22 protein-coding genes are annotated in these 17,795 nt (G+C 73.0%); 5 read left to right on the top strand and 17 right to left on the bottom strand.

Annotated elements, in window-relative coordinates; all coding sequences use genetic code 11:
* Positions 1-76: 76 nt before the first annotated feature.
* The 7 genes from trpM to hisI all read right to left on the bottom strand — a co-directional run bounded on the left by trpM (position 77) and on the right by hisI (position 5,102).
* Positions 77-418 (bottom strand): tryptophan biosynthesis modulator TrpM, encoded by a 342-nt coding sequence (gene trpM / locus ACZ4Z2_RS05810; protein WP_468072732.1) that lies wholly within the window; start codon positions 416-418, stop codon positions 77-79.
* Positions 419-426: 8 nt separating this feature from the next.
* Positions 427-1,236 carry an indole-3-glycerol phosphate synthase TrpC gene (gene trpC / locus ACZ4Z2_RS05815; RefSeq protein WP_468072734.1) on the bottom strand — a complete coding sequence of 270 codons (810 nt, stop codon included), beginning with the start codon at positions 1,234-1,236 and terminating at the stop codon, positions 427-429.
* 219 nt (positions 1,237-1,455) lie between these two features.
* Positions 1,456-1,947, bottom strand: coding sequence for a DUF2752 domain-containing protein (locus tag ACZ4Z2_RS05820; RefSeq protein WP_468072735.1), 492 nt, complete (start codon positions 1,945-1,947; stop codon positions 1,456-1,458).
* Between the two features lie 79 nt (positions 1,948-2,026).
* Positions 2,027-2,302, bottom strand: coding sequence for an HGxxPAAW family protein (locus ACZ4Z2_RS05825; RefSeq protein ID WP_468072737.1), 276 nt, complete (start codon positions 2,300-2,302; stop codon positions 2,027-2,029).
* A 166-nt stretch (positions 2,303-2,468) separates the two neighbouring features.
* Positions 2,469-3,113: a TIGR02234 family membrane protein gene (locus ACZ4Z2_RS05830; RefSeq protein ID WP_468072739.1), complete on the bottom strand. Its 645-nt coding sequence runs from the start codon at positions 3,111-3,113 to the stop codon at positions 2,469-2,471.
* 52 nt (positions 3,114-3,165) lie between these two features.
* Positions 3,166-4,644, bottom strand: a complete 1,479-nt coding sequence (locus ACZ4Z2_RS05835) for an anthranilate synthase component I (protein WP_468072741.1) — start codon at positions 4,642-4,644, stop codon at positions 3,166-3,168.
* Between the two features lie 11 nt (positions 4,645-4,655).
* Positions 4,656-5,102 carry a phosphoribosyl-AMP cyclohydrolase gene (hisI, locus tag ACZ4Z2_RS05840; RefSeq protein WP_468072743.1) on the bottom strand — a complete coding sequence of 149 codons (447 nt, stop codon included), beginning with the start codon at positions 5,100-5,102 and terminating at the stop codon, positions 4,656-4,658.
* Positions 5,103-5,246: 144 nt separating this feature from the next.
* On the opposite strand from hisI, the gene ACZ4Z2_RS05845 reads away from it, so the two are divergent.
* A complete protein-coding gene (locus ACZ4Z2_RS05845) occupies positions 5,247-5,882 on the top strand; it encodes a TIGR03085 family metal-binding protein (protein WP_468072745.1) in 636 nt (211 codons plus the stop codon).
* 94 nt (positions 5,883-5,976) lie between these two features.
* Here ACZ4Z2_RS05845 and hisF read toward each other — a convergent pair whose 3' ends face one another.
* From hisF to hisD, 8 genes are read right to left on the bottom strand one after another with little or no spacing between them, the layout of a single operon-like run.
* Positions 5,977-6,732, bottom strand: a complete 756-nt coding sequence (gene hisF / locus ACZ4Z2_RS05850) for an imidazole glycerol phosphate synthase subunit HisF (protein WP_468072746.1) — start codon at positions 6,730-6,732, stop codon at positions 5,977-5,979.
* 15 nt (positions 6,733-6,747) lie between these two features.
* Positions 6,748-7,152 (bottom strand): RidA family protein, encoded by a 405-nt coding sequence (locus ACZ4Z2_RS05855; RefSeq protein WP_468072748.1) that lies wholly within the window; start codon positions 7,150-7,152, stop codon positions 6,748-6,750.
* Positions 7,149-7,874, bottom strand: a complete 726-nt coding sequence (gene priA, locus ACZ4Z2_RS05860) for a bifunctional 1-(5-phosphoribosyl)-5-((5-phosphoribosylamino)methylideneamino)imidazole-4-carboxamide isomerase/phosphoribosylanthranilate isomerase PriA (protein ID WP_055512123.1) — start codon at positions 7,872-7,874, stop codon at positions 7,149-7,151. The genes ACZ4Z2_RS05855 and priA overlap by 4 nt, the downstream gene beginning before the upstream one ends.
* A 3-nt stretch (positions 7,875-7,877) precedes the next feature.
* Complete coding sequence (hisH, locus tag ACZ4Z2_RS05865) at positions 7,878-8,546, bottom strand: imidazole glycerol phosphate synthase subunit HisH (RefSeq protein ID WP_468072750.1); 669 nt, start codon at positions 8,544-8,546, stop codon at positions 7,878-7,880.
* Positions 8,543-8,707, bottom strand: coding sequence for a hypothetical protein (locus ACZ4Z2_RS05870; RefSeq protein WP_468072752.1), 165 nt, complete (start codon positions 8,705-8,707; stop codon positions 8,543-8,545). The genes hisH and ACZ4Z2_RS05870 overlap by 4 nt, the downstream gene beginning before the upstream one ends.
* Positions 8,704-9,297, bottom strand: a complete 594-nt coding sequence (gene hisB / locus ACZ4Z2_RS05875) for an imidazoleglycerol-phosphate dehydratase HisB (protein ID WP_055512118.1) — start codon at positions 9,295-9,297, stop codon at positions 8,704-8,706. The genes ACZ4Z2_RS05870 and hisB overlap by 4 nt, the downstream gene beginning before the upstream one ends.
* Positions 9,294-10,403, bottom strand: a complete 1,110-nt coding sequence (locus tag ACZ4Z2_RS05880) for a histidinol-phosphate transaminase (RefSeq protein ID WP_468072754.1) — start codon at positions 10,401-10,403, stop codon at positions 9,294-9,296. The genes hisB and ACZ4Z2_RS05880 overlap by 4 nt, the downstream gene beginning before the upstream one ends.
* The gene (hisD, locus tag ACZ4Z2_RS05885; RefSeq protein ID WP_468072756.1) at positions 10,400-11,722 is read right to left on the bottom strand and encodes a histidinol dehydrogenase; all 1,323 of its coding nucleotides are present in this window, start codon (positions 11,720-11,722) and stop codon (positions 10,400-10,402) included. Before hisD ends, ACZ4Z2_RS05880 begins: the two co-directional genes overlap by 4 nt.
* 183 nt (positions 11,723-11,905) lie before the next feature.
* Here hisD and ACZ4Z2_RS05890 point away from each other — a divergent pair, with 183 nt between their 5' ends.
* From ACZ4Z2_RS05890 to ybaK, 4 genes are all read left to right on the top strand, one after another.
* Complete coding sequence (locus ACZ4Z2_RS05890; RefSeq protein WP_468072758.1) at positions 11,906-13,489, top strand: oxidoreductase; 1,584 nt, start codon at positions 11,906-11,908, stop codon at positions 13,487-13,489.
* A gap of 149 nt (positions 13,490-13,638) precedes the next feature.
* Positions 13,639-14,697: a hypothetical protein gene (locus ACZ4Z2_RS05895; RefSeq protein ID WP_468072760.1), complete on the top strand. Its 1,059-nt coding sequence runs from the start codon at positions 13,639-13,641 to the stop codon at positions 14,695-14,697.
* Positions 14,698-14,708: 11 nt separating this feature from the next.
* On the top strand, positions 14,709-15,449 hold the full coding sequence (locus tag ACZ4Z2_RS05900; protein WP_468072762.1) for an LON peptidase substrate-binding domain-containing protein: 741 nt from the start codon (positions 14,709-14,711) through the stop codon (positions 15,447-15,449).
* A 49-nt stretch (positions 15,450-15,498) separates the two neighbouring features.
* Entirely contained in the window at positions 15,499-16,008 is a 510-nt protein-coding gene (gene ybaK / locus ACZ4Z2_RS05905; RefSeq protein ID WP_468072764.1) for a Cys-tRNA(Pro) deacylase, read from the top strand.
* A 201-nt stretch (positions 16,009-16,209) separates the two neighbouring features.
* Here the strand turns inward: ybaK and ACZ4Z2_RS05910 are convergent, their stop codons facing one another.
* Together ACZ4Z2_RS05910 and ACZ4Z2_RS05915 are read right to left on the bottom strand one after the other, a co-directional pair.
* Positions 16,210-16,872, bottom strand: coding sequence for a DUF2567 domain-containing protein (locus tag ACZ4Z2_RS05910; protein ID WP_468072766.1), 663 nt, complete (start codon positions 16,870-16,872; stop codon positions 16,210-16,212).
* Positions 16,873-16,906: 34 nt separating this feature from the next.
* Positions 16,907-17,731: an ABC transporter permease gene (locus ACZ4Z2_RS05915; protein WP_468072767.1), complete on the bottom strand. Its 825-nt coding sequence runs from the start codon at positions 17,729-17,731 to the stop codon at positions 16,907-16,909.
* Positions 17,732-17,795 lie beyond the last annotated feature (64 nt).

The following is a 17,795-nucleotide window of genomic DNA, read 5'->3' on the forward strand; positions in this document are numbered from 1 at the left end:
GTGCCGCGGAACCGGCCGGAGCCGTACTCGTCGTCCGGTGGACAGGCGTCACCCGGTGTGCGGAGCGGAAACCGGCTCAGCTCACCGCGGGTGACACGGGCCGGGGCCATCGCATGCCGTTCACCTGGCCCGGCTCGTCACCGATGACATAGCGGACCCGGCGCCCGTGGACCCGGCGCGCTGGCGCCCGGCAGCCACGGGGACGGCACCCGCGCGCGAGGCGGGCGTAAGGGTCCCTGGCGGTCATGGTGAGCGAGAACATCGGGGCACAGCCTACCGGCCCGATCTCACCCGTGTGAGGGATATCGGGCTCGGTCGTACCGGTCATGGGCGAGGCCGTCGTGGCCGCCCGTACGCACCCCGCCGCCCCGGCCGGGACGTGCCCGGTCCGGTGGGCGGCGGTGGTGCGGTCGGTCATGGCGCCCGTCAGCTCCGGCCGTGGCGCAGCGCCGGGTGCTCGCCGGCGGCGACGAGGTCGGCGACGGCGGTCTTCGGGTCCTTGCCGGTGACGAGGGACTCGCCCACGAGGACCGCGTCCGCGCCGGCGTTGGCGTAGGCGATGAGGTCGTGGGGGCCGCGGACGCCGGACTCGGCGACCTTGACGATGTGGTCGGGGATCTCGGGGGCGACACGCTCGAAGGTGGTGCGGTCCACTTCGAGGGTCTTGAGGTTGCGCGCGTTGACGCCGATCACCCGGGCACCCGCGTCGACGGCCCGCTCGACCTCGTCCTCGTCGTGCACCTCGACGAGCGGGGTGAGCCCGATGGACTCGGCCCGCTCGATCAGGGACTCCAGGGCGGGCTGGTCGAGGGCCGCGACGATCAGCAGGGCCAGATCGGCGCCGTAGGCCCGGGCCTCCCACAGCTGGTAGGAGGTGACGATGAAGTCCTTGCGCAGGACGGGGATGTCCACGCGGGCCCGCACGGCCTCCAGGTCGGCCAGCGAACCGCCGAAGCGGCGCTGTTCGGTGAGGACGGAGATGACCGCCGCGCCGCCCGCCTCGTAGTCGGCGGCGAGGCCGGCCGGGTCGGCGATCGCGGCCAGCGCGCCCTTGGAGGGGCTGGAACGCTTGACCTCGCAGATCACCTTGACGCCGTCACCGCGCAGGGCGGCCGCGCCGTCCTTGGCCGCCGGAGCCTTCGCCGCGCGCTCCTTGAGCTCTTCGAGGCTGACGCTGGCCTGCCGCTCCGAAAGGTCGGCACGGACTCCGTCGATGATCTCGTCGAGCACACTCACGCGAGCGGCCCCCTTTCAGACGGTTGCGTTCGGTGACAGCTTTCGACAGTCGCGTTCCGGCTGTCGAGCGCTTCCCAGGGTCCTGGCAGTTCACTGCGATGGTAGCCGGACCGGGGCACAGCTCTCGCATCCGGTTGACGGCGGTCCCTCCCCCACCGTCGGACCAGCTTCGCCCGGCTCGGGCGGGAGGTGCCTCCATCCTGGACCTTCCCCGTCCGATCAAGGATGAAGCCCTCCCCCGAACGGCAGGTTCCGGACAACCGTGAAGACCAGCACCGACGCGCCGAGCGCCCACAGGGCCACGGGCCGCAGTTCGAGCCGGAAGGGCTGTCCGCGTGCCGCCCGGACCACCCATACGGTCCACAGCACGGCGAAGGCCAGGAAGGCGGCCACGGCCAGCGCGTTGTCCGTGAGGGCGGTGGCGAGGTCGCCGTGGGCGAAGGCGTGGGCGCTGCGCAGTCCGCCGCAGCCGGGGCAGTACAGGCCGGTGAGGCGCCAGAGCGGGCAGACGGGGTAGTGGCCGGGTTCGTTCGGGTCGACGGCCGCGACGTACGCGAAGGCCCCGCCGACGGCCGTGAGCGCGACGGCGGGCAGCCCGACCCGCCGCAGCGCTCCGCCCGGGGCCGGGACGGCCCGGGGGGCCTGGGAGGCGTGCGGGTGAGGCGCGACGGGCGGGCCTGGCTGGGGCTCGGCGGCGTTCACACCCCGCATTGTGCCCGGCGGGCGTCGCACGCGCGCGGGAAGGGCGGCCGGGTGCCCTGCGGCGACCGGACCGCCCTGGCGCGGAACGTCAGCTCTTGGCGGGGACGGGCTCGCCGGCGATGGCCTTGGCCTCTTCCTTCGCCGCGCCCGACCAGTCGTCGCCGTGCGCCGACTTGGTCTGGCCGAGGCCCATCGCCCTCATGATCAGACCCACCACACCGCCGAGGAGCACGATGACCATGCCCGCCCAGAATCCCAGCGGTTCGGCCATCACCATGTAGGCGCCCGAGACGCAGAAACCGATGAAGGCGATGGTGACGCCGGTCCAGGCGGCCGGGGTGTGGCCGTGGCTGCTGCCCGCCATGACTTTGCTCCTCGTTGCTCAGTTGCTCTGTGCGAGTGCTCGAAGCGTGCCGCTTGATGCGTGTCGCTCGATGCCCGTCGCTCGATGCCGGTGGTGAGTCGGACGCTCGTCGTCCATTGTCCCGTACGCCCCCGAGTGCCTTGAGCGGGGGTCCGCCCCCGCCCGGCTAGACGGGGTCGCGTCCCGTCGGGTCCTCGCCGCGGTCCAGGGCCTTCCACATGTCCTCGGGCCGCTCGGGGTCCACCGGCTTGGCCTTGCGCTGCCGGGGGGTGCCGTCGCGCTCGTAGCGGCCGGACATCCCGGGCCACAGCCGTCCGTACCGCAGGGCGAGCAGCCCGGCCAGCAGGATCAGGGCGCCGCCGACCGCCGCGACGTACGGCCAGCCGGTGTGGCTGAGCGCGTCGACGGTGGCGGAGGTGTCACCGGACGCCTCGGCGGCCTTGTCGTCGAGCGCCGAGCTGTCGTGGGCGCCGAACAGCGCGGCGGCGATGGTGCCCGCGCCGGAGAGGGCGAGCAGCACGGCGACCAGGACGCGCCCGGAGCGGCGGACGGCGAAGACGGCGACGAGCGCGGCGAGGCCCACGATGGCGAGGGCCGCGGGCACGCCCGTGACGTCGCTGCCCTTGGCGGTCAGCGGGAAGGCGCCGCCGGCCACCGACGCCGTGCCCTCGGACCAGCGCTGGCGGGTGGCGAGCAGCGCGACGGCGGCGCCGAGCGCGCCGCTCAGCAGCGCCAGGGCGAGGCTGCGCCGGCCGGAGCGGACGGACGCGGGCTCGGAACGGGGGTGAGGTACTGCGGTCACGTACTCCACTATCGCCTGAGCCCCGGGTGGATCGTCACCCGGGGCTGACGTGAGAAGCGCCCTATTGTCCGAGCCGGTTCGCCGTGTGCACGGCGCGCAGCACGGCCGCCGCCTTGTTGCGGCACTCGGTGTCCTCGGCGACGGGGTCGGAGTCGGCGACGATGCCGGCGCCGGCCTGGACGTACGCCGTGCCGTCGCGCAGCAGGGCGGTGCGGATGGCGATGGCGGTGTCCGAGTCGCCCGCGAAGTCGAGATAGCCGACGCAGCCGCCGTACAGGCCGCGGCGGGAGGGCTCCAGCTCGTCGATGATCTGCATGGCGCGCGGCTTGGGCGCGCCGGAGAGGGTGCCGGCGGGGAAGCAGGCGGTCAGCACGTCGAACGCGGTGCGGCCGGGGGCGACGCGGCCGGTGACGGTGGACACGATGTGCATGACGTGGGAGTACCGCTCGATGGACATGAAGTCGACGACCTCGACCGAGCCCGGTTCGCAGACCCGGCCCAGGTCGTTGCGCCCGAGGTCCACGAGCATCAGGTGCTCGGCGCGTTCCTTGGGGTCGGCGAGGAGTTCGTCGGCGAGGGCCTGGTCCTCCTGCGGGGTGGCGCCCCGGTGCCGGGTGCCGGCGATGGGGTGGACCATGGCCTGTCCGTCCTCGACCTTGACCAGGGCCTCGGGCGAGGAGCCGACGACGTCGAAGCCGTCGAACCGGAACAGGTACATGTACGGGGAGGGGTTGGTGGCCCTGAGGACGCGGTAGACGTCGAGCGCGCTCGCCGTGCACGGGGTCTCGAAGCGCTGGGAGGGGACGACCTGGAACGCCTCGCCCGCGCGGATGCGCTCCTTGATGTCCTCGACGGCCTCCTGGAAGTCGGGGCCGCCCCAGCGCGCGGTGTACTCGGGCAGCTCGGAGGGCGGGAGGACCGCCGGGGGCTGGGCGACGGGCCGGGTGAGGTCGGCCTGCATGGCGTCGAGGCGGGCGACCGCGTCGGCGTAGGCCTCGTCGACGCCCGTGTCCAGGTCGTTGTGGTTGATGGCGTTGGCGATCAGCAGGACCGAACCCTCCCAGTGGTCCATGACCGCCAGGTCGCTCGTCAGCAGCATGGTCAGCTCGGGCAGCCGCAGGTCGTCCTGCTCGCCGGGGCCGATCTTCTCCAGGCGGCGCACGATGTCGTAGCCCAGGTAGCCCACCATGCCGCCGGTGAAGGGGGGCATGCCCTCCTGGTGCGGGGTGTGGAGCGCCTCGATGGTGGCGCGCAGGGCGGCGAGGGGGTCGCCGTCGGCCGGGACGCCGACTGGTGGGGTGCCGAGCCAGTGCGCCTGGCCGTTCCGCGCGGTGAGGGTGGCCTGGCTGCGGACGCCGACGAAGGAGTAGCGGGACCACGAGCGGCCGTTCTCCGCCGACTCCAGGAGGAAGGTGCCGGTGCGCTCGGCGGCGAGCTTGCGGTAGAGGGCGACCGGGGTGTCGCCGTCGGCGAGGAGCTTGCGGCTGACGGGGATGACCCGGCGGTCGGAGGCCAGCTTGCGGAAGGTCTCGAGGTCCATGGCGGCTGACCTTACTGATCCAGTGGCGGTACGCCGGAATCGGCGCCGCCCTCGACGGTCTTGAGGACGTCCTCGTCGAAGCAGGTGCGGGCGCCGGTGTGGCAGGCGGCGCCGACCTGGTCGACCTTGACGAGGACGGTGTCGGCGTCGCAGTCCAGGGCGACCGACTTCACCCACTGGAAGTGGCCGGAGGTGTCACCCTTCACCCAGTACTCGCGGCGGCTGCGCGACCAGTAGGTGCAGCGTCCGGTGGTGAGGGTGCGGTGGAGCGCCTCGTCGTCCATCCAGCCGAGCATGAGCACCTCGCCGGTGTCGTACTGCTGGGCGATGGCGGGCAGGAGCCCGTCGGCGCTGCGCTTGAGGCGCGCGGCGATCTCGGGGTCCAGCGCGCTGGGCGTGCCGGGGCCGCTCGGGGCGCCGGGACCGCTGGGGCTGCTGGGGGACGGCGTGCTGGTCATGCGTGCCATTGTGCCGCGCCGCGGCGATCCGCCCCGCCCGTTGTCCACAGGCCGGACCGTATCGTCGTACGAACAACCCGCCAGGGCCGCGCGTCGGCGGGGCCTGCCCTGGGCGGCCGGGGGCGCCGGTCGTAGGCTGGCGGCATGTCGACCCATGCCAAGCGTGAACGGCTCCTCTTCGCCGACCTGTTGGACACCGCGGGCCCCGACGCCCCCACCCTGTGCGAGGGCTGGACGACCCGGGATCTGGCCGCGCATGTGGTGGTGCGCGAGCGTCGCCCCGACGCCGCCGGGGGCATCCTCATCAAGCAGCTCGCCTCCCGCCTGGACCGGGTGATGGCGGAGTTCGCCGCGAAGCCGTACGAGGAGCTGGTCCAGCTCGTCCGCACCGGCCCGCCGCGCTTCTCGCCCTTCTCCCTGAAGCAGATCGACGAGGCGTCCAACACGATCGAGTTCTACGTCCACACCGAGGACATCCGCCGCGCCCAGCCCGACTGGTCGCCGCGCGAACTCGACCATGTCTTCCAGGACGCCCTGTGGTCCCGGCTGGAGCGCACCGCCCGCCTCATGGGCCGCGGCTCCCCCACCGGCCTGGTGCTGCGCCGCCCGGACGGCCGGACGGCGGTGGCCCACCGCGGGACCCCGGTCGTCACGGTCACCGGTGAGCCCTCGGAGCTGCTCCTGTTCCTCTACGGCCGCCAGCAGGTCGCCGACGTGGAACTGGACGGCGAGAAGGAGGCCATCGCCAGACTCCACGAGACGAAGCAACTGGGCATCTGACCCCGGCCGCCCCGGCCCGCCGGTTCCCGCGCCCGAACCCACGCGTGAGCCCCGGTCACCTGGTGACCGGGGTCTGCCCGGGGAATCGTCGGCGTCACCGGACCGGGTGACCCGCCTCCCGGAGCGCGCTCTTGACCTCGCCGATGCGGAGGTCGCCGAAGTGGAAGACGGAGGCGGCGAGGACGGCGTCGGCGCCGGCCTCGATGGCCGGAGGGAAGTCAGTGAGCCGGCCCGCGCCGCCGGAGGCGATGACGGGGACCGTGACGTGCTTGCGGACGGCGGTGATCATCTCCAGGTCGTAGCCGTCCTTCGTGCCGTCGGCGTCCATGGAGTTGAGCAGGATCTCGCCGGCGCCCAGTTCGGCGGCCCGGTGGGCCCACTCGACGGCGTCGATGCCCGTGCCCTTGCGGCCGCCGTGGGTGGTGACCTCGAAGGACCCGGACTCCGTGCGCCGGGCGTCCACCGACAGGACCAGGACCTGGCGGCCGAAGCGCTCGGCGATCTCACGGATCAGGTCGGGGCGGGCGATCGCCGCGGTGTTCACGCCGACCTTGTCCGCGCCGGCCCGCAGCAGCTTGTCGACGTCCTCGGCGGTGCGGACGCCGCCGCCGACGGTCAGCGGGATGAAGACCTGCTCGGCGGTGCGGCGCACCACGTCGTAGGTGGTCTCGCGGTTGCCGGAGGACGCGGTGATGTCGAGGAACGTCAGCTCGTCGGCGCCCTCGGTGTCGTACACCTTGGCCATCTCGACCGGGTCGCCCGCGTCACGCAGGTTCTGGAAGTTGACTCCCTTGACGACCCGGCCGTTGTCCACGTCCAGGCAGGGGATGACTCGGACCGCCAGGGTCATGAATCCACGGCTCCTTCAGGAGGGCCTCTGGCCCTTGAATGCTTCGACTTCTACTTCGACGAGGATGCGCGGGTCGAAGAAACCGTCCACGACCAGCAGGGTCGCGGCGGGACGCACGGGCTCGAACAGCTCCCGGTGGGCCCGCCCGACCGCGTCGACGTCCCGCAGGTGCGCCAGGTACATCCTCGTCCGGATCACGGACTCGGCACCGAGCCCGAACTCGCCGAGCGCCTCGATCGCGCTGGTGAAGGCCACCTTGGCCTGCTCGTACGGGTCGCCCTCCCCGTACAGGACATCGCCCTTGAAGGACGTGGTGCCCGCCACCAGCACGCGGTCGCCCGCCGCGACGGCACGCGCGGAGCCGAAGGACTCCTCCCAGGGACTCCCGCTCCGCACCCGCCGCACGTCATCGGACGTCATGACGACACAGCCTCCAGGGCCTCTTCCAGGGTGAACGCCTTCGCGTAGAGGGCCTTCCCGACGATGGAGCCCTCGACACCGAGGGGTACCAGTTCGGCGATGGCGCGCAGGTCGTCGAGGGACGACACACCGCCGGAGGCCACGACCGGACGGTCGGTGACCGCGCAGACGTTGCGCAGCAGTTCCAGGTTGGGGCCCTGGAGCGTGCCGTCCTTGGCGATGTCGGTGACGACGTACCGGGCGCAGCCCTCCTTGTCGAGGCGCGCCAGTGTCTCGTAGAGGTCGCCGCCGTCGCGGGTCCAGCCGCGGCCCTTCAGGGTCGTGCCGCGTACGTCGAGGCCGACCGCGATCCGGTCGCCGTGCTCGGCGATGACCTTGGCGACCCACTCGGGGCTCTCCAGGGCGGCGGTGCCGAGGTTGACGCGGGTGCAGCCGGTGGCGAGGGCCTTCTCCAGGGAGGCGTCGTCCCGGATGCCCCCGGACAGTTCGACCTTGATGTCCATGGCCCTGGTGACCTCGGCGACCAGTTCGCGGTTGTCGCCGGTGCCGAACGCGGCGTCCAGGTCGACCAGGTGCAGCCACTCGGCGCCCGCCCGCTGCCAGGAGAGGGCGGCCTCCAGCGGGGAGCCGTAGGAGGTCTCCGTGCCGGACTCGCCGTGCACGAGGCGGACGGCCTGGCCGTCGCGGACGTCGACGGCGGGGAGGAGTTCGAGCTTCGCCATGGTCTACAGGGTTCCGATCCAGTTGGTCAGCAGCTGGGCTCCGGCGTCGCCGGACTTCTCGGGGTGGAACTGCGTGGCCCACAGGGCGCCGTTCTCGACGGCCGCCACGAAGGGCTTGCCGTGCGTCGACCACGTGACCTTGGGCGCGGTGATGTTCGGGTTGTGCGTCTCCAGGGACCAGTCGTGGACGGCGTAGGAGTGCACGAAGTAGAAGCGGGCGTCGGCGTCGAGGCCGGCGAACAGCTCGGAGCCGGCCGGGGCGTCGACGGTGTTCCAGCCCATGTGCGGCACGATCTCGGCCTGGAGCGGCTCGACCGCGCCGGGCCACTCGTCGAGGCCCTCGGTCTCCACGCCGTGCTCGATGCCGCGCGCGAACAGGATCTGCATGCCGACGCAGATGCCCATGACCGGGCGTCCGCCGGCGAGCCTGCGGTCGATGATCCAGTCGCCGCGCGCCTCCTTCAGCCCCTGCATGCAGGCGGCGAAGGCACCGACGCCGGGCACCAGCAGTCCGTCCGCGTTCATGGCCTTGTCGAAGTCACGCGTTATCTCGACCTCGGCTCCCGCACGCGCGAGGGCGCGCTCGGCGGAGCGGACGTTGCCGAAGCCGTAGTCGAAGACGACGACCCGCTTGGCGGGGGTGGTCCTCGCCCCCGCGTTCTCGGTGCTCAATTCCACACCTCCAGCCTCATGACGCCCGCGACCAGGCACATCGCGGCGCCGATGGAGAGCAGCACGATCAGGCCCTTCGGCATCTGCTGCTTGACGAAGGAGATGATCCCGCCGACCAGGAACAGACCGACGACGATCAGGAGGGTCGAGAGGCCGTTCACAGCGCGCCCTTCGTGGAGGGCAGGATCCCGGCCGCGCGCGGGTCGCGCTCGGAGGCGTAGCGCAGGGCGCGGGCCAGCGCCTTGAACTGGCACTCGACGATGTGGTGGGCGTTGCGCCCGTACGGCACGTGCACGTGCAGCGCGATCTGGGCCTGGGCGACGAAGGACTCCAGGATGTGCCGGGTCATCGTGGTGTCGTACTCGCCGATCATCGGCGCCATCTTCTCGGGCTCGGTGTGCACGAGGTAGGGGCGGCCGGAGAGGTCGACGGTGACCTGGGCGAGGGACTCGTCCAGCGGGACCGTGCAGTTGCCGAAGCGGTAGATGCCCACCTTGTCGCCGAGGGCCTGCTTGAAGGCGGCGCCCAGCGCGAGGGCGGTGTCCTCGATGGTGTGGTGGGAGTCGATGTGCAGGTCGCCGTCGGTCTTCACGGTGAGGTCGAACAGTCCGTGGCGGCCGAGCTGGTCGAGCATGTGGTCGTAGAAGCCGACCCCGGTGGAGATCTCGGTTCGGCCGGTGCCGTCGAGGTTGATCTCGACGACGACCGACGTCTCCTTCGTGACCCGCTCCACGCGTCCAACGCGGTTCATGCGCTCTGCTCCTTCTTCAATTCACGTACCGCGTCGAGGAACGCGTCGTTCTCGGCGGGGGTTCCGGCGGTCACCCGCAGCCACCCCGGGACGCCGTTGTCCCGGACCAGGACGCCCCGGTCGAGGATCTTCCGCCACACCTCGTGCGCGTCGTCGAACGTCCCGAACTGCACGAAGTTGGCGTCGGACTCGGTGACGTCGTAGCCGATGGCGCGCAGCTCGGCGACCAGCCGGTCCCGCTCCGCCTTCAGCTGCTCGACATAGCCGAGGAGGGTGTCGGTGTGCTCCAGGGCGGCCAGGGCGGTCGCCTGGGTGACGGCGGACAGGTGGTAGGGCAGCCGGACGAGCTGGACCGCGTCCACGACCGCCGGGTGCGCGGCGAGGTAGCCGAGGCGCAGTCCGGCGGCGCCGAACGCCTTGGACATGGTGCGCGAGACGACGAGATTCGGCCGTCCTTCGAGCAGCGGCAGCAGGGAGTCGCCGTGGCTGAACTCGATGTACGCCTCGTCGACGACGACCATGGACGGCTTGGCCGCCTGGGCGGCCTCGTACAGGGCGAGGACCGTCTCGCGGGGGACCGCGTTGCCCGTGGGGTTGTTGGGGGTGGTGACGAAGACGACGTCGGGGCGGTGCTCGGCGACGGCCCGCTCGGCCGCCGCGAGGTCGATGGTGAAGTCGTCGTGACGGGGGCCGGAGATCCAGCCGGTGCCGGTGCCGCGGGCGATGAGTCCGTGCATCGAGTACGACGGCTCGAAACCGATGGCCGTGCGGCCGGGTCCGCCGAAGGTCTGCAACAGCTGCTGGATGACCTCGTTGGAGCCGTTGGCCGCCCAGACGTTGGTGACGTCCACGGCGTACCCGGAGGTCCGCGTCAGGTACTCCGCGAGCCGGGTCCGCAGCTCGACCGCGTCCCGGTCGGGGTAGCGGTTGAGGTTCCGCGCCGCCTCGCGCACGCGCTCGGCGATCCGCTCCACCAGCGGCTCGGGCAGGGGGTAGGGGTTCTCGTTGGTGTTCAGCCGTACGGGGACGTCGAGCTGGGGCGCGCCGTAGGGGCTCTTGCCGCGCAGTTCGTCCCGGACGGGGAGGTCGTCGATTCCGAAGCTCACTGACCAGGTACCTTCCAGCCGAACCTTGCCTTGATCGCCGCGCCGTGCGCGGGCAGGTCCTCCGCCTCCGCCAGCGTGACCACGTGGTGCGCGACCTCGGCCAGCGCGTCCCGCGTGTAGTCGACGATGTGGATGCCGCGCAGGAAGGACTGGACGGACAGACCGGAGGAGTGGCAGGCGCAGCCGCCGGTCGGGAGCACGTGGTTGGAGCCCGCCGCGTAGTCGCCGAGCGAGACCGGCGCCCACGGTCCGATGAAGATCGCGCCCGCGTTGACGACGCGCTCGGCGACCGCCGCGGCGTCCGCGGTCTGGATCTCCAGGTGTTCGGCGCCGTAGGCGTTGACGACCCGCAGGCCCTCGTCGACGCCGTCGACCAGGACGATCGCGGACTGGCGGCCCGCGAGGGCGGGGCGGATGCGGTCCTCGATGTGCTTGGTGGCCTCGACCTGCGGGCCCAGCTCCTTCTCGACGGCGTCGGCGAGCGCGACGGAGTCGGTGACGAGCACGGCGGCGGCGAGCGGGTCGTGCTCGGCCTGGCTGATCAGGTCGGCGGCGACGTGCGCCGGGTCGGCGGTGTCGTCGGCGAGGACCGCGATCTCGGTGGGGCCGGCCTCGGAGTCGATGCCGATGACGCCGGTGAAGTACCGCTTGGCGGCGGCCACCCAGATGTTGCCCGGCCCGGTGACCATGTTGGCCGGCGGGCAGGACTCGGTGCCGTACGCGAACATCGCGACGGCGGTGGCGCCGCCGGCCGCGTACACCTCGTCGACGCCGAGCAGGGCGCACGCGGCGAGGATCGTGGGGTGCGGCAGGCCGCCGAACTCCGCCTGCGCCGGGGAGGCCAGCGCGATCGAGGGGACGCCCGCCTCCTGCGCCGGGACCACGTTCATGATCACGGAGGAGGGGTACACCGAGCGGCCACCGGGGGCGTAGAGGCCGACGCGCTCGACCGGCACCCACTTCTCGGTGACGGTGCCGCCGGGCACGACCTGGGTGGTGTGCGTGGTGCGGCGCTGCTCGCGGTGGACGAGACGGGCGCGGCGGACGGACTCCTCCAGGGCCGCGCGGACGGCCGGGTCGAGCCGGTCCAGCGCGTCCGTGAGGGCCTCGGCCGGGACCCGCACGGAGGTGAGGCGGACGCCGTCGAACTTCTCGGCGAAGTCGATCAGCGCCGCGTCCCCACGATGATGCACGGCCTCGCAGATCGGACGCACCTTCTCCAGGGCGGCCGAGACGTCGAAGTCGGCTCGGGGCAGCAGGTCGCGCAGGGCGGGGCCCTTCGGGAGGGCGTCGCCGCGCAGATCGATTCGGGAGATCACACGCCCAATTCTCTCAGACCCCGGTCGGCGGCTGTCCGCACGTTCCAATGGCTGATACGCGTCGGCGCGAGAACTCGGAAGATCCTCTTCACGTCTAGCGTTCGGGGCGTCACTCAGCGGGCATCACCCGCATGAACAGTTGTGCGATACACGCGAGTGACGGAGCCGGAGGAAGGATCAGCCGTGAGCGAGGGTGCCGCCATCCGGGACGACGGGGACATCCCGGACGACCTCACCGCCGCCGAGGCCGGTATGTGGCAGGCGTTCCGCAACGGCAGCGTCTACGACCTCCGCAGCGGCGACACCGCCGAGGACGATCCGCACGGCGGCCACCCCTGGGGGCCGGAGCGGACGGTACGGGCGCGGATCGTGGCCTGGCTGCTGCTGGACGGGCCGCCCGCGCTGGCCGGCCGGGTCTCCGCGCTCAAGCTGGTGGGCGTGCAGGTCAGGGGCGTCCTGGAGCTGGCGGGCGGCCAGGTGGTGCCGTACGTGGAGATGAAGGGCTGCCGGTTCGAGAAGGAGATCCTGCTGCCCGAGGCCCGGTTCACCACCGTACGGCTGGTGGACTGCTCGGTGCCGCGGCTGGAGGCGGCCCGGCTGCACACCGAGGGCGACCTGCATCTGCCGCGCTGCCGCTTCCACAACGGGGTGCGGCTCGCCGACGCGCACATCGGCACCGATCTGCTGCTCAACCAGGCGGTCGTCTACCGCGACCGGCACGGCCGCTCCCTGTCCGCCGACGGCCTCAGCGTCGCCCAGGACGTACAGGCGGAGATGCTGGAGTCGCACGGCGAGCTGAGTCTGCGCGGCGCGACCGTCGGCGCCTCGCTCAGCCTGCGCGGCAGCCGGCTCGCCAACCCCTACGGCCGCCTCGCCCTGAACGCGCCCCAGCTGACCGTCGAGCGCACCCTCTATCTGACCCCCGCCGGCGTCGGCAACCCGCTCTACACCAGCGGCAGCACGCCCGCGCGCGGCACCCGCGTCCAGCGGTTCGAGTGCCAGGGCGGGATACGGCTGGACGACGGGCGCTTCGGGGACGCCGTCGACCTGGAGCGGGCCCGGTTCACCTTCACGGACGAACAGGAGCTGTCCCTGCGCCGGGTGCAGGTGCCCGAGCTGCGCTTCCTCGGCGAGCGGCCCGAGCGCGGCAAGGTCGTGCTGTCGGGCGCCCGGGTCGGCGTCCTCATCGACCGGGCGGACAGCTGGCCGGGACCGGGCAACCTCCAGATGGGCGGCTTCCAGTACGAGAACCTCGTACCGCGCGACCGGTTCCCGCTGGCCGGACGCCTGGAGTGGGTGGCGGCGGCGACCCCCGAGTACCAGCCGGAGCCGTACGAGCGGCTCGCGACGGTGCTGCGGGCCAGCGGCGACGACGAGGGCGCCCGCGACGTGCTCCTCGCCAAGCAGCGCCACCGGCGGGAGAACCTGCCGCTGGCGGCGAAGCTCTGGGGCTACGCGCAGGACTGGACGGTGGCGTACGGGTACCGGCCGGGGCGGGCCGTCGTGTGGATGGCGCTGCTGTGGGCGCTGGCCTCGTACGCCTTCTCCCACGCGGACCATCCGCCGCTCAAGAGCGGCGAGCACCCGCACTGGAGCCCGTCCCTGTTCGCCCTGGACCTGCTGCTCCCGGTGATCGACCTCGGCCAGGTCGGCTACTGGCAGCTGCGCGGCGGCTGGCAGTGGCTCGCGGTGGTGGTGATCCTGCTGGGCTGGATCCTCGCGACGACGGTCGCCGCGGGCGCCACACGGCTGCTGAGCAGGAACTGAAAAGGTTGTGAAGGGGCACAACCCGAGTCGCCCGCGCTCCGTCTTCCCCTCGAACGACCGACCACTACACCACCGTCGAGGCGTTGTACCGAGATGGTGAGCACCGGTCCCGCCGAGCGGACCGGCCGGGCGCAGAGGGGGCGCGCCACATGGACCTGCTGCGTGCGCTCGTGCGCACGGCCCGGATGATGCGGCACACCTCGGGCCTCGCCGACGGTCTCCCGGCCGACGACGAGGTGCTGCTCGACGTCCCCGACGCGCGGCTCGGGCCCGCGCTGGTCGCGGCCGGCCGGGGCGCGTACGCCCCCGCCGCCGGGCTTCTCGCGATGACCCGGGAGGCGGCGGAGTGGGAGAACCGCGACCGGTACGCGCTGCGGCTCGCCGCCTTCGCCCGCGCGCGGGGCGAGTGGCTGCGCGACTGGCGGCGCGCCGCCCCGCACGACCCCGACGCCCTGCTGATCAGGGCCGAACTGGCGGTCTCCCACGGCTGGCACTCCCCCGCCAGGGCGGAACTGCTGCACGAGGCGGGCGCGTTGATCACGACGGCGGCCGAGCGCGAGCCGCGCGACCCGGTGCCCTGGCGGATCGCCCTCGACCACGCCCGGGGGACGGGCCTCGGCCGCACCGGCTTCGAGCGGCTGTGGGCGGAGGCGGTCCGCCGCTCCCCGCACCACTACGGCTGTCATGTCTCGGCCCTGAAGTACCTCTCCGCCGCCTGGTACGGCTCGCACCGCGAGTGCTTCGACTTCGCCGAACGGGCCGCCGAGGACGCCCTGCCCGGCTCCCTGGTCCAGGCTCTGCCGGTCCGGGCGGCCTTCGCCCAGCTCGTCGACGGCGGCGGCCCCGGGGTCGCTCGCGCCCGGCTGGACGAGGCGGCGGACCGCGCGATCGCCCTCTCCGCCGCGTACGCGCCCGGCGACCCCTGGCCCGCCGAGGTCCGCAACCTCCTCGCCTATGTCCTCGTCCGCCTCGAACGCTGGCCGGACGCCCTGGAGCAGCTGCGCCGGATCGGCCCGTACGCCACCTCCTTCCCGTGGGACCGGGTCTCCGGTGATCCGCTGGGGCAGTTCCTCCAACTGCGGGACGGCGTACGGCTGGAGGTGGCGTCCTCGATGCCGCTGCTGACACGGTCGGGGAAGCGTGCCGGAAGGCCCGCGGCAAGGTCACAAACCAGTACGAGCGAACGCGCGCGCCCCGACGGCGACTAGGCTCTGGGCTCGTGACCACCGTCCGGCTGCCGCTCTTCCCCCTGAACTCGGTGTTGTACCCGGGGCTCGTGCTACCTCTGAACATCTTCGAGGAGCGCTACCGCGCCATGATGCGCGAGTTGCTGAAGACCCCCGAGGACGAACCCCGCCGCTTCGCCGTCGTCGCCATCCGCGACGGCCACGAGGTCGCGCCGAGCGCGCCCGGCATGCCGGATCCGACGGCGCTCCCGGAGCGCGGCCCGACCGCCGGGTTCGGCGACGACCCGGCCAAGGCGTTCCACTCCGTGGGCTGCATCGCCGACGCGGCCACCATCCGGGAGCGCGACAACGGCACGTTCGAGGTCCTCGCCACCGGCACCAACCGGGTACGGCTGCTCTCCCTGGACACCACCGGCCCGTTCCTCGTGGCGGACCTGGAGGAACTGCCGGAGGCGCCCGGCGACGAGGCGGGCGCCCTCGCGGAGGGTGTGCTGCGGGCCTTCCGCCAGTACCAGAAGCGCCTGGCGGGAGCGCGGGAGCGCTCGCTGTCCACGGGCGCGGACCTCCCCGACGAGCCGGCCGTGGTGTCGTACCTGGTCGCCGCGGCGATGATGCTCGACACCCCGGCCAAGCAGCGGCTCCTCCAGGCGCCCGACACCGCGTCCCGGCTGCGTGACGAGCTGAAACTCCTGCGCGCGGAGAGCGCGATCATCCGTAGTCTGCCGTCGTTGCCCGCGTCGGACCTGACGCGGGGTCCGACGAGCCTCAACTGAGGACGGCTGAAGGACACGGCGACCGGGAACGGGCTGGGAACGGGCTGGGATGGCGAAGAAGGCGAAGAAGCAGCAGGCGGGGGGCACCCCGGCGACGGTGGCGCTGACGGCGGCGGGCGTGGAGTTCACCGTCCACGCCTATGAGCACGACCCGTCCCACCCGTCCTACGGCGAGGAGGCGGCGGAGGCGATGGGCGTGTCGCCCGAGCGCGTCTTCAAGACCCTCGTCGCGGACGTCGACGGCGCGCTGGTCGTGGCCGTGGTGCCGGTCGCGGGCCAGCTGGACCTGAAGTCGCTGGCGGCGGCGGTCGGCGGCAAGCGGGCGGCGATGGCCGACCCCACGCTCGCCGAACGCACCACGGGGTACGTCCGCGGGGGCATCTCCCCCCTGGGCCAGCGCAAGAAGCTCCGCACGGTCCTGGACGAGTCTGCCTCCGGCCACGCGACGATCTGCGTCTCGGCGGGCCGCCGGGGGCTGGAGGTGGAGCTGGCGCCGGGGGATCTGGCGGCGCTGACGGGGGCGAGGACGGCACCGGTCGCGAGGGTGCCGGGCGCCTGAGCGGGGGTACGGGTGGTCGGGCGACTGCGGGTGCGTCGTGCTTGGTCGCGCAGTTCCCCGCGCCCCTGAGAAGCGACCGGGGCTGCGCCCCGTGCTTTTCACGGGGAGGGCGGGCCGCAGGCCCGTCCCTCCAGGGGCGCGGGGAACTGCGCGAGAAACCACGACCCACCCGCACCCGCCGACGAACCGAGCACCCCCGAGTTATTTGGCGCCCTCGTACTCCTCGAACCGCTCCGGATCCCGCGGCCCGAACAGCCCCGTCAACACGAGGTGCACCACCAACCCCGCCAACGGCCACGCCAGCAACGCCCCCTTCGCCGCCAGCTTCAGCGGCGCCGAGAACGTCACCCCCCGCCCCGCTTCCTTCGCCCGTGCCACCACGTCCGTGCCGGGCCCGAGCCACACCCCGAGCCGCCACGCCACGACCGCCCCCAGCAGCCCGCCCACGGCGAGCGCCGCGACCAGCGGCACGCCGCCACGCCGGCGCAGGAGGAAGACGAGGAGCGCGCTCACCGCGCCCATGCCCAGCGCGAGCAGCGTGAACGTTCCGTCGACCCCGACGGCCTGCTCACCCTCGGTGTCCTTGAAGTAGACCGCCGACCCGTCGGAGACGAGCGGCACATGCGGGGCGAGCCACCACCACAGCACTCCGAGCAGCGCCCCGCCGACCAGTGCCGTCACCACCGTGACGACGGCGGCCTCCAGCAGCTCCCTCCCCAGCCCGGGGCCGGGCGGCCCGTCCGGCTGGTCCGCGCCGTGCCACGCGGGTCCCACGCCCTGTCCGCCGGCGGGCGGTGAGGCCCAGGGGTCGGTCGGCGGCTGGTGGGGCGGCTGCGGCGGAGGCGAAGAAAACGGTGCGGTCACTCTGACATCGTGCCAGGCGCGGCTGTGCGGCGCGTCACCGGACGGCGGCCCGGCGGTACGCCCAGGTGGCGACGGCGAGCGAGACGACTCCGACCCCCGCGCACACGGCGAGGTCGCCGAGGACGAACGCCCAGTCCGGGTGCGGCCCGAAGGTCCGCGCGAACGCCTCGACGCCATAGGTGGAGGGCAGCAGGTCGCGGGCGAACCGGATCAGGGCCGGCATCCGGTCGGCCGGGAGCACACCCAGCAGCAGCGCCGCCGACATGCCGAGCTGGCCGAGGACGGTGGCGAGTTCGGGGCGCGGGGCGAGCAGGCCCAGCGCGGCGCCGAGCCCGGCGAGGGCGGCCCCGGCGAGCGGGATCACCGCGGCGAGCACCCACAGGTGGGCCAGGGGCAGCCCGAACAGCACGCACCCGAACACGGCCGTGACCACGGTCCCCGGCACGGTGAACGACGCGTACGCGCCGGCGGCGCCCAGGACGACGGCGGCGGGCGGCACCGGCAGGGTGGCGTAGTGGTCGAGGCCGCCGCTGGAGCGCAGCTGACCGAAGTACTGTGCCAGCAGGTTCAGCGCCACGAACGCGACGACGAGCACGGACGACCCGGCGACCACGGCCCGCGCCTCGGCCCCGCCGTCCACCACTCCGCGCATCAGGATCATGATCCCGATCGACTGGAAGGTGGCGACGAACAGCAGCGGGATCCGCGCGACCCGCGCCCGGGAGAGCTGCGCCCGGTACACGGCGGCGAGGGAGGGCCACAGCCGGGCGCGGGGCCCCAGCTCGGCGGCCTCCCGCTCCGCGCGCTCCTCGGCTGCCAGGGCACTGCCCGGCAGGGCCTCGGCGGGTACGACACTCACGTCGAGTTGCTCCTTCGCGCTTCGGCTGTCGCCCATTCTCGTACGGCCGCGGCAGCCCTGCCGT

It is taken from the genome of Streptomyces sp. NPDC030183 (genome assembly GCF_055573455.1).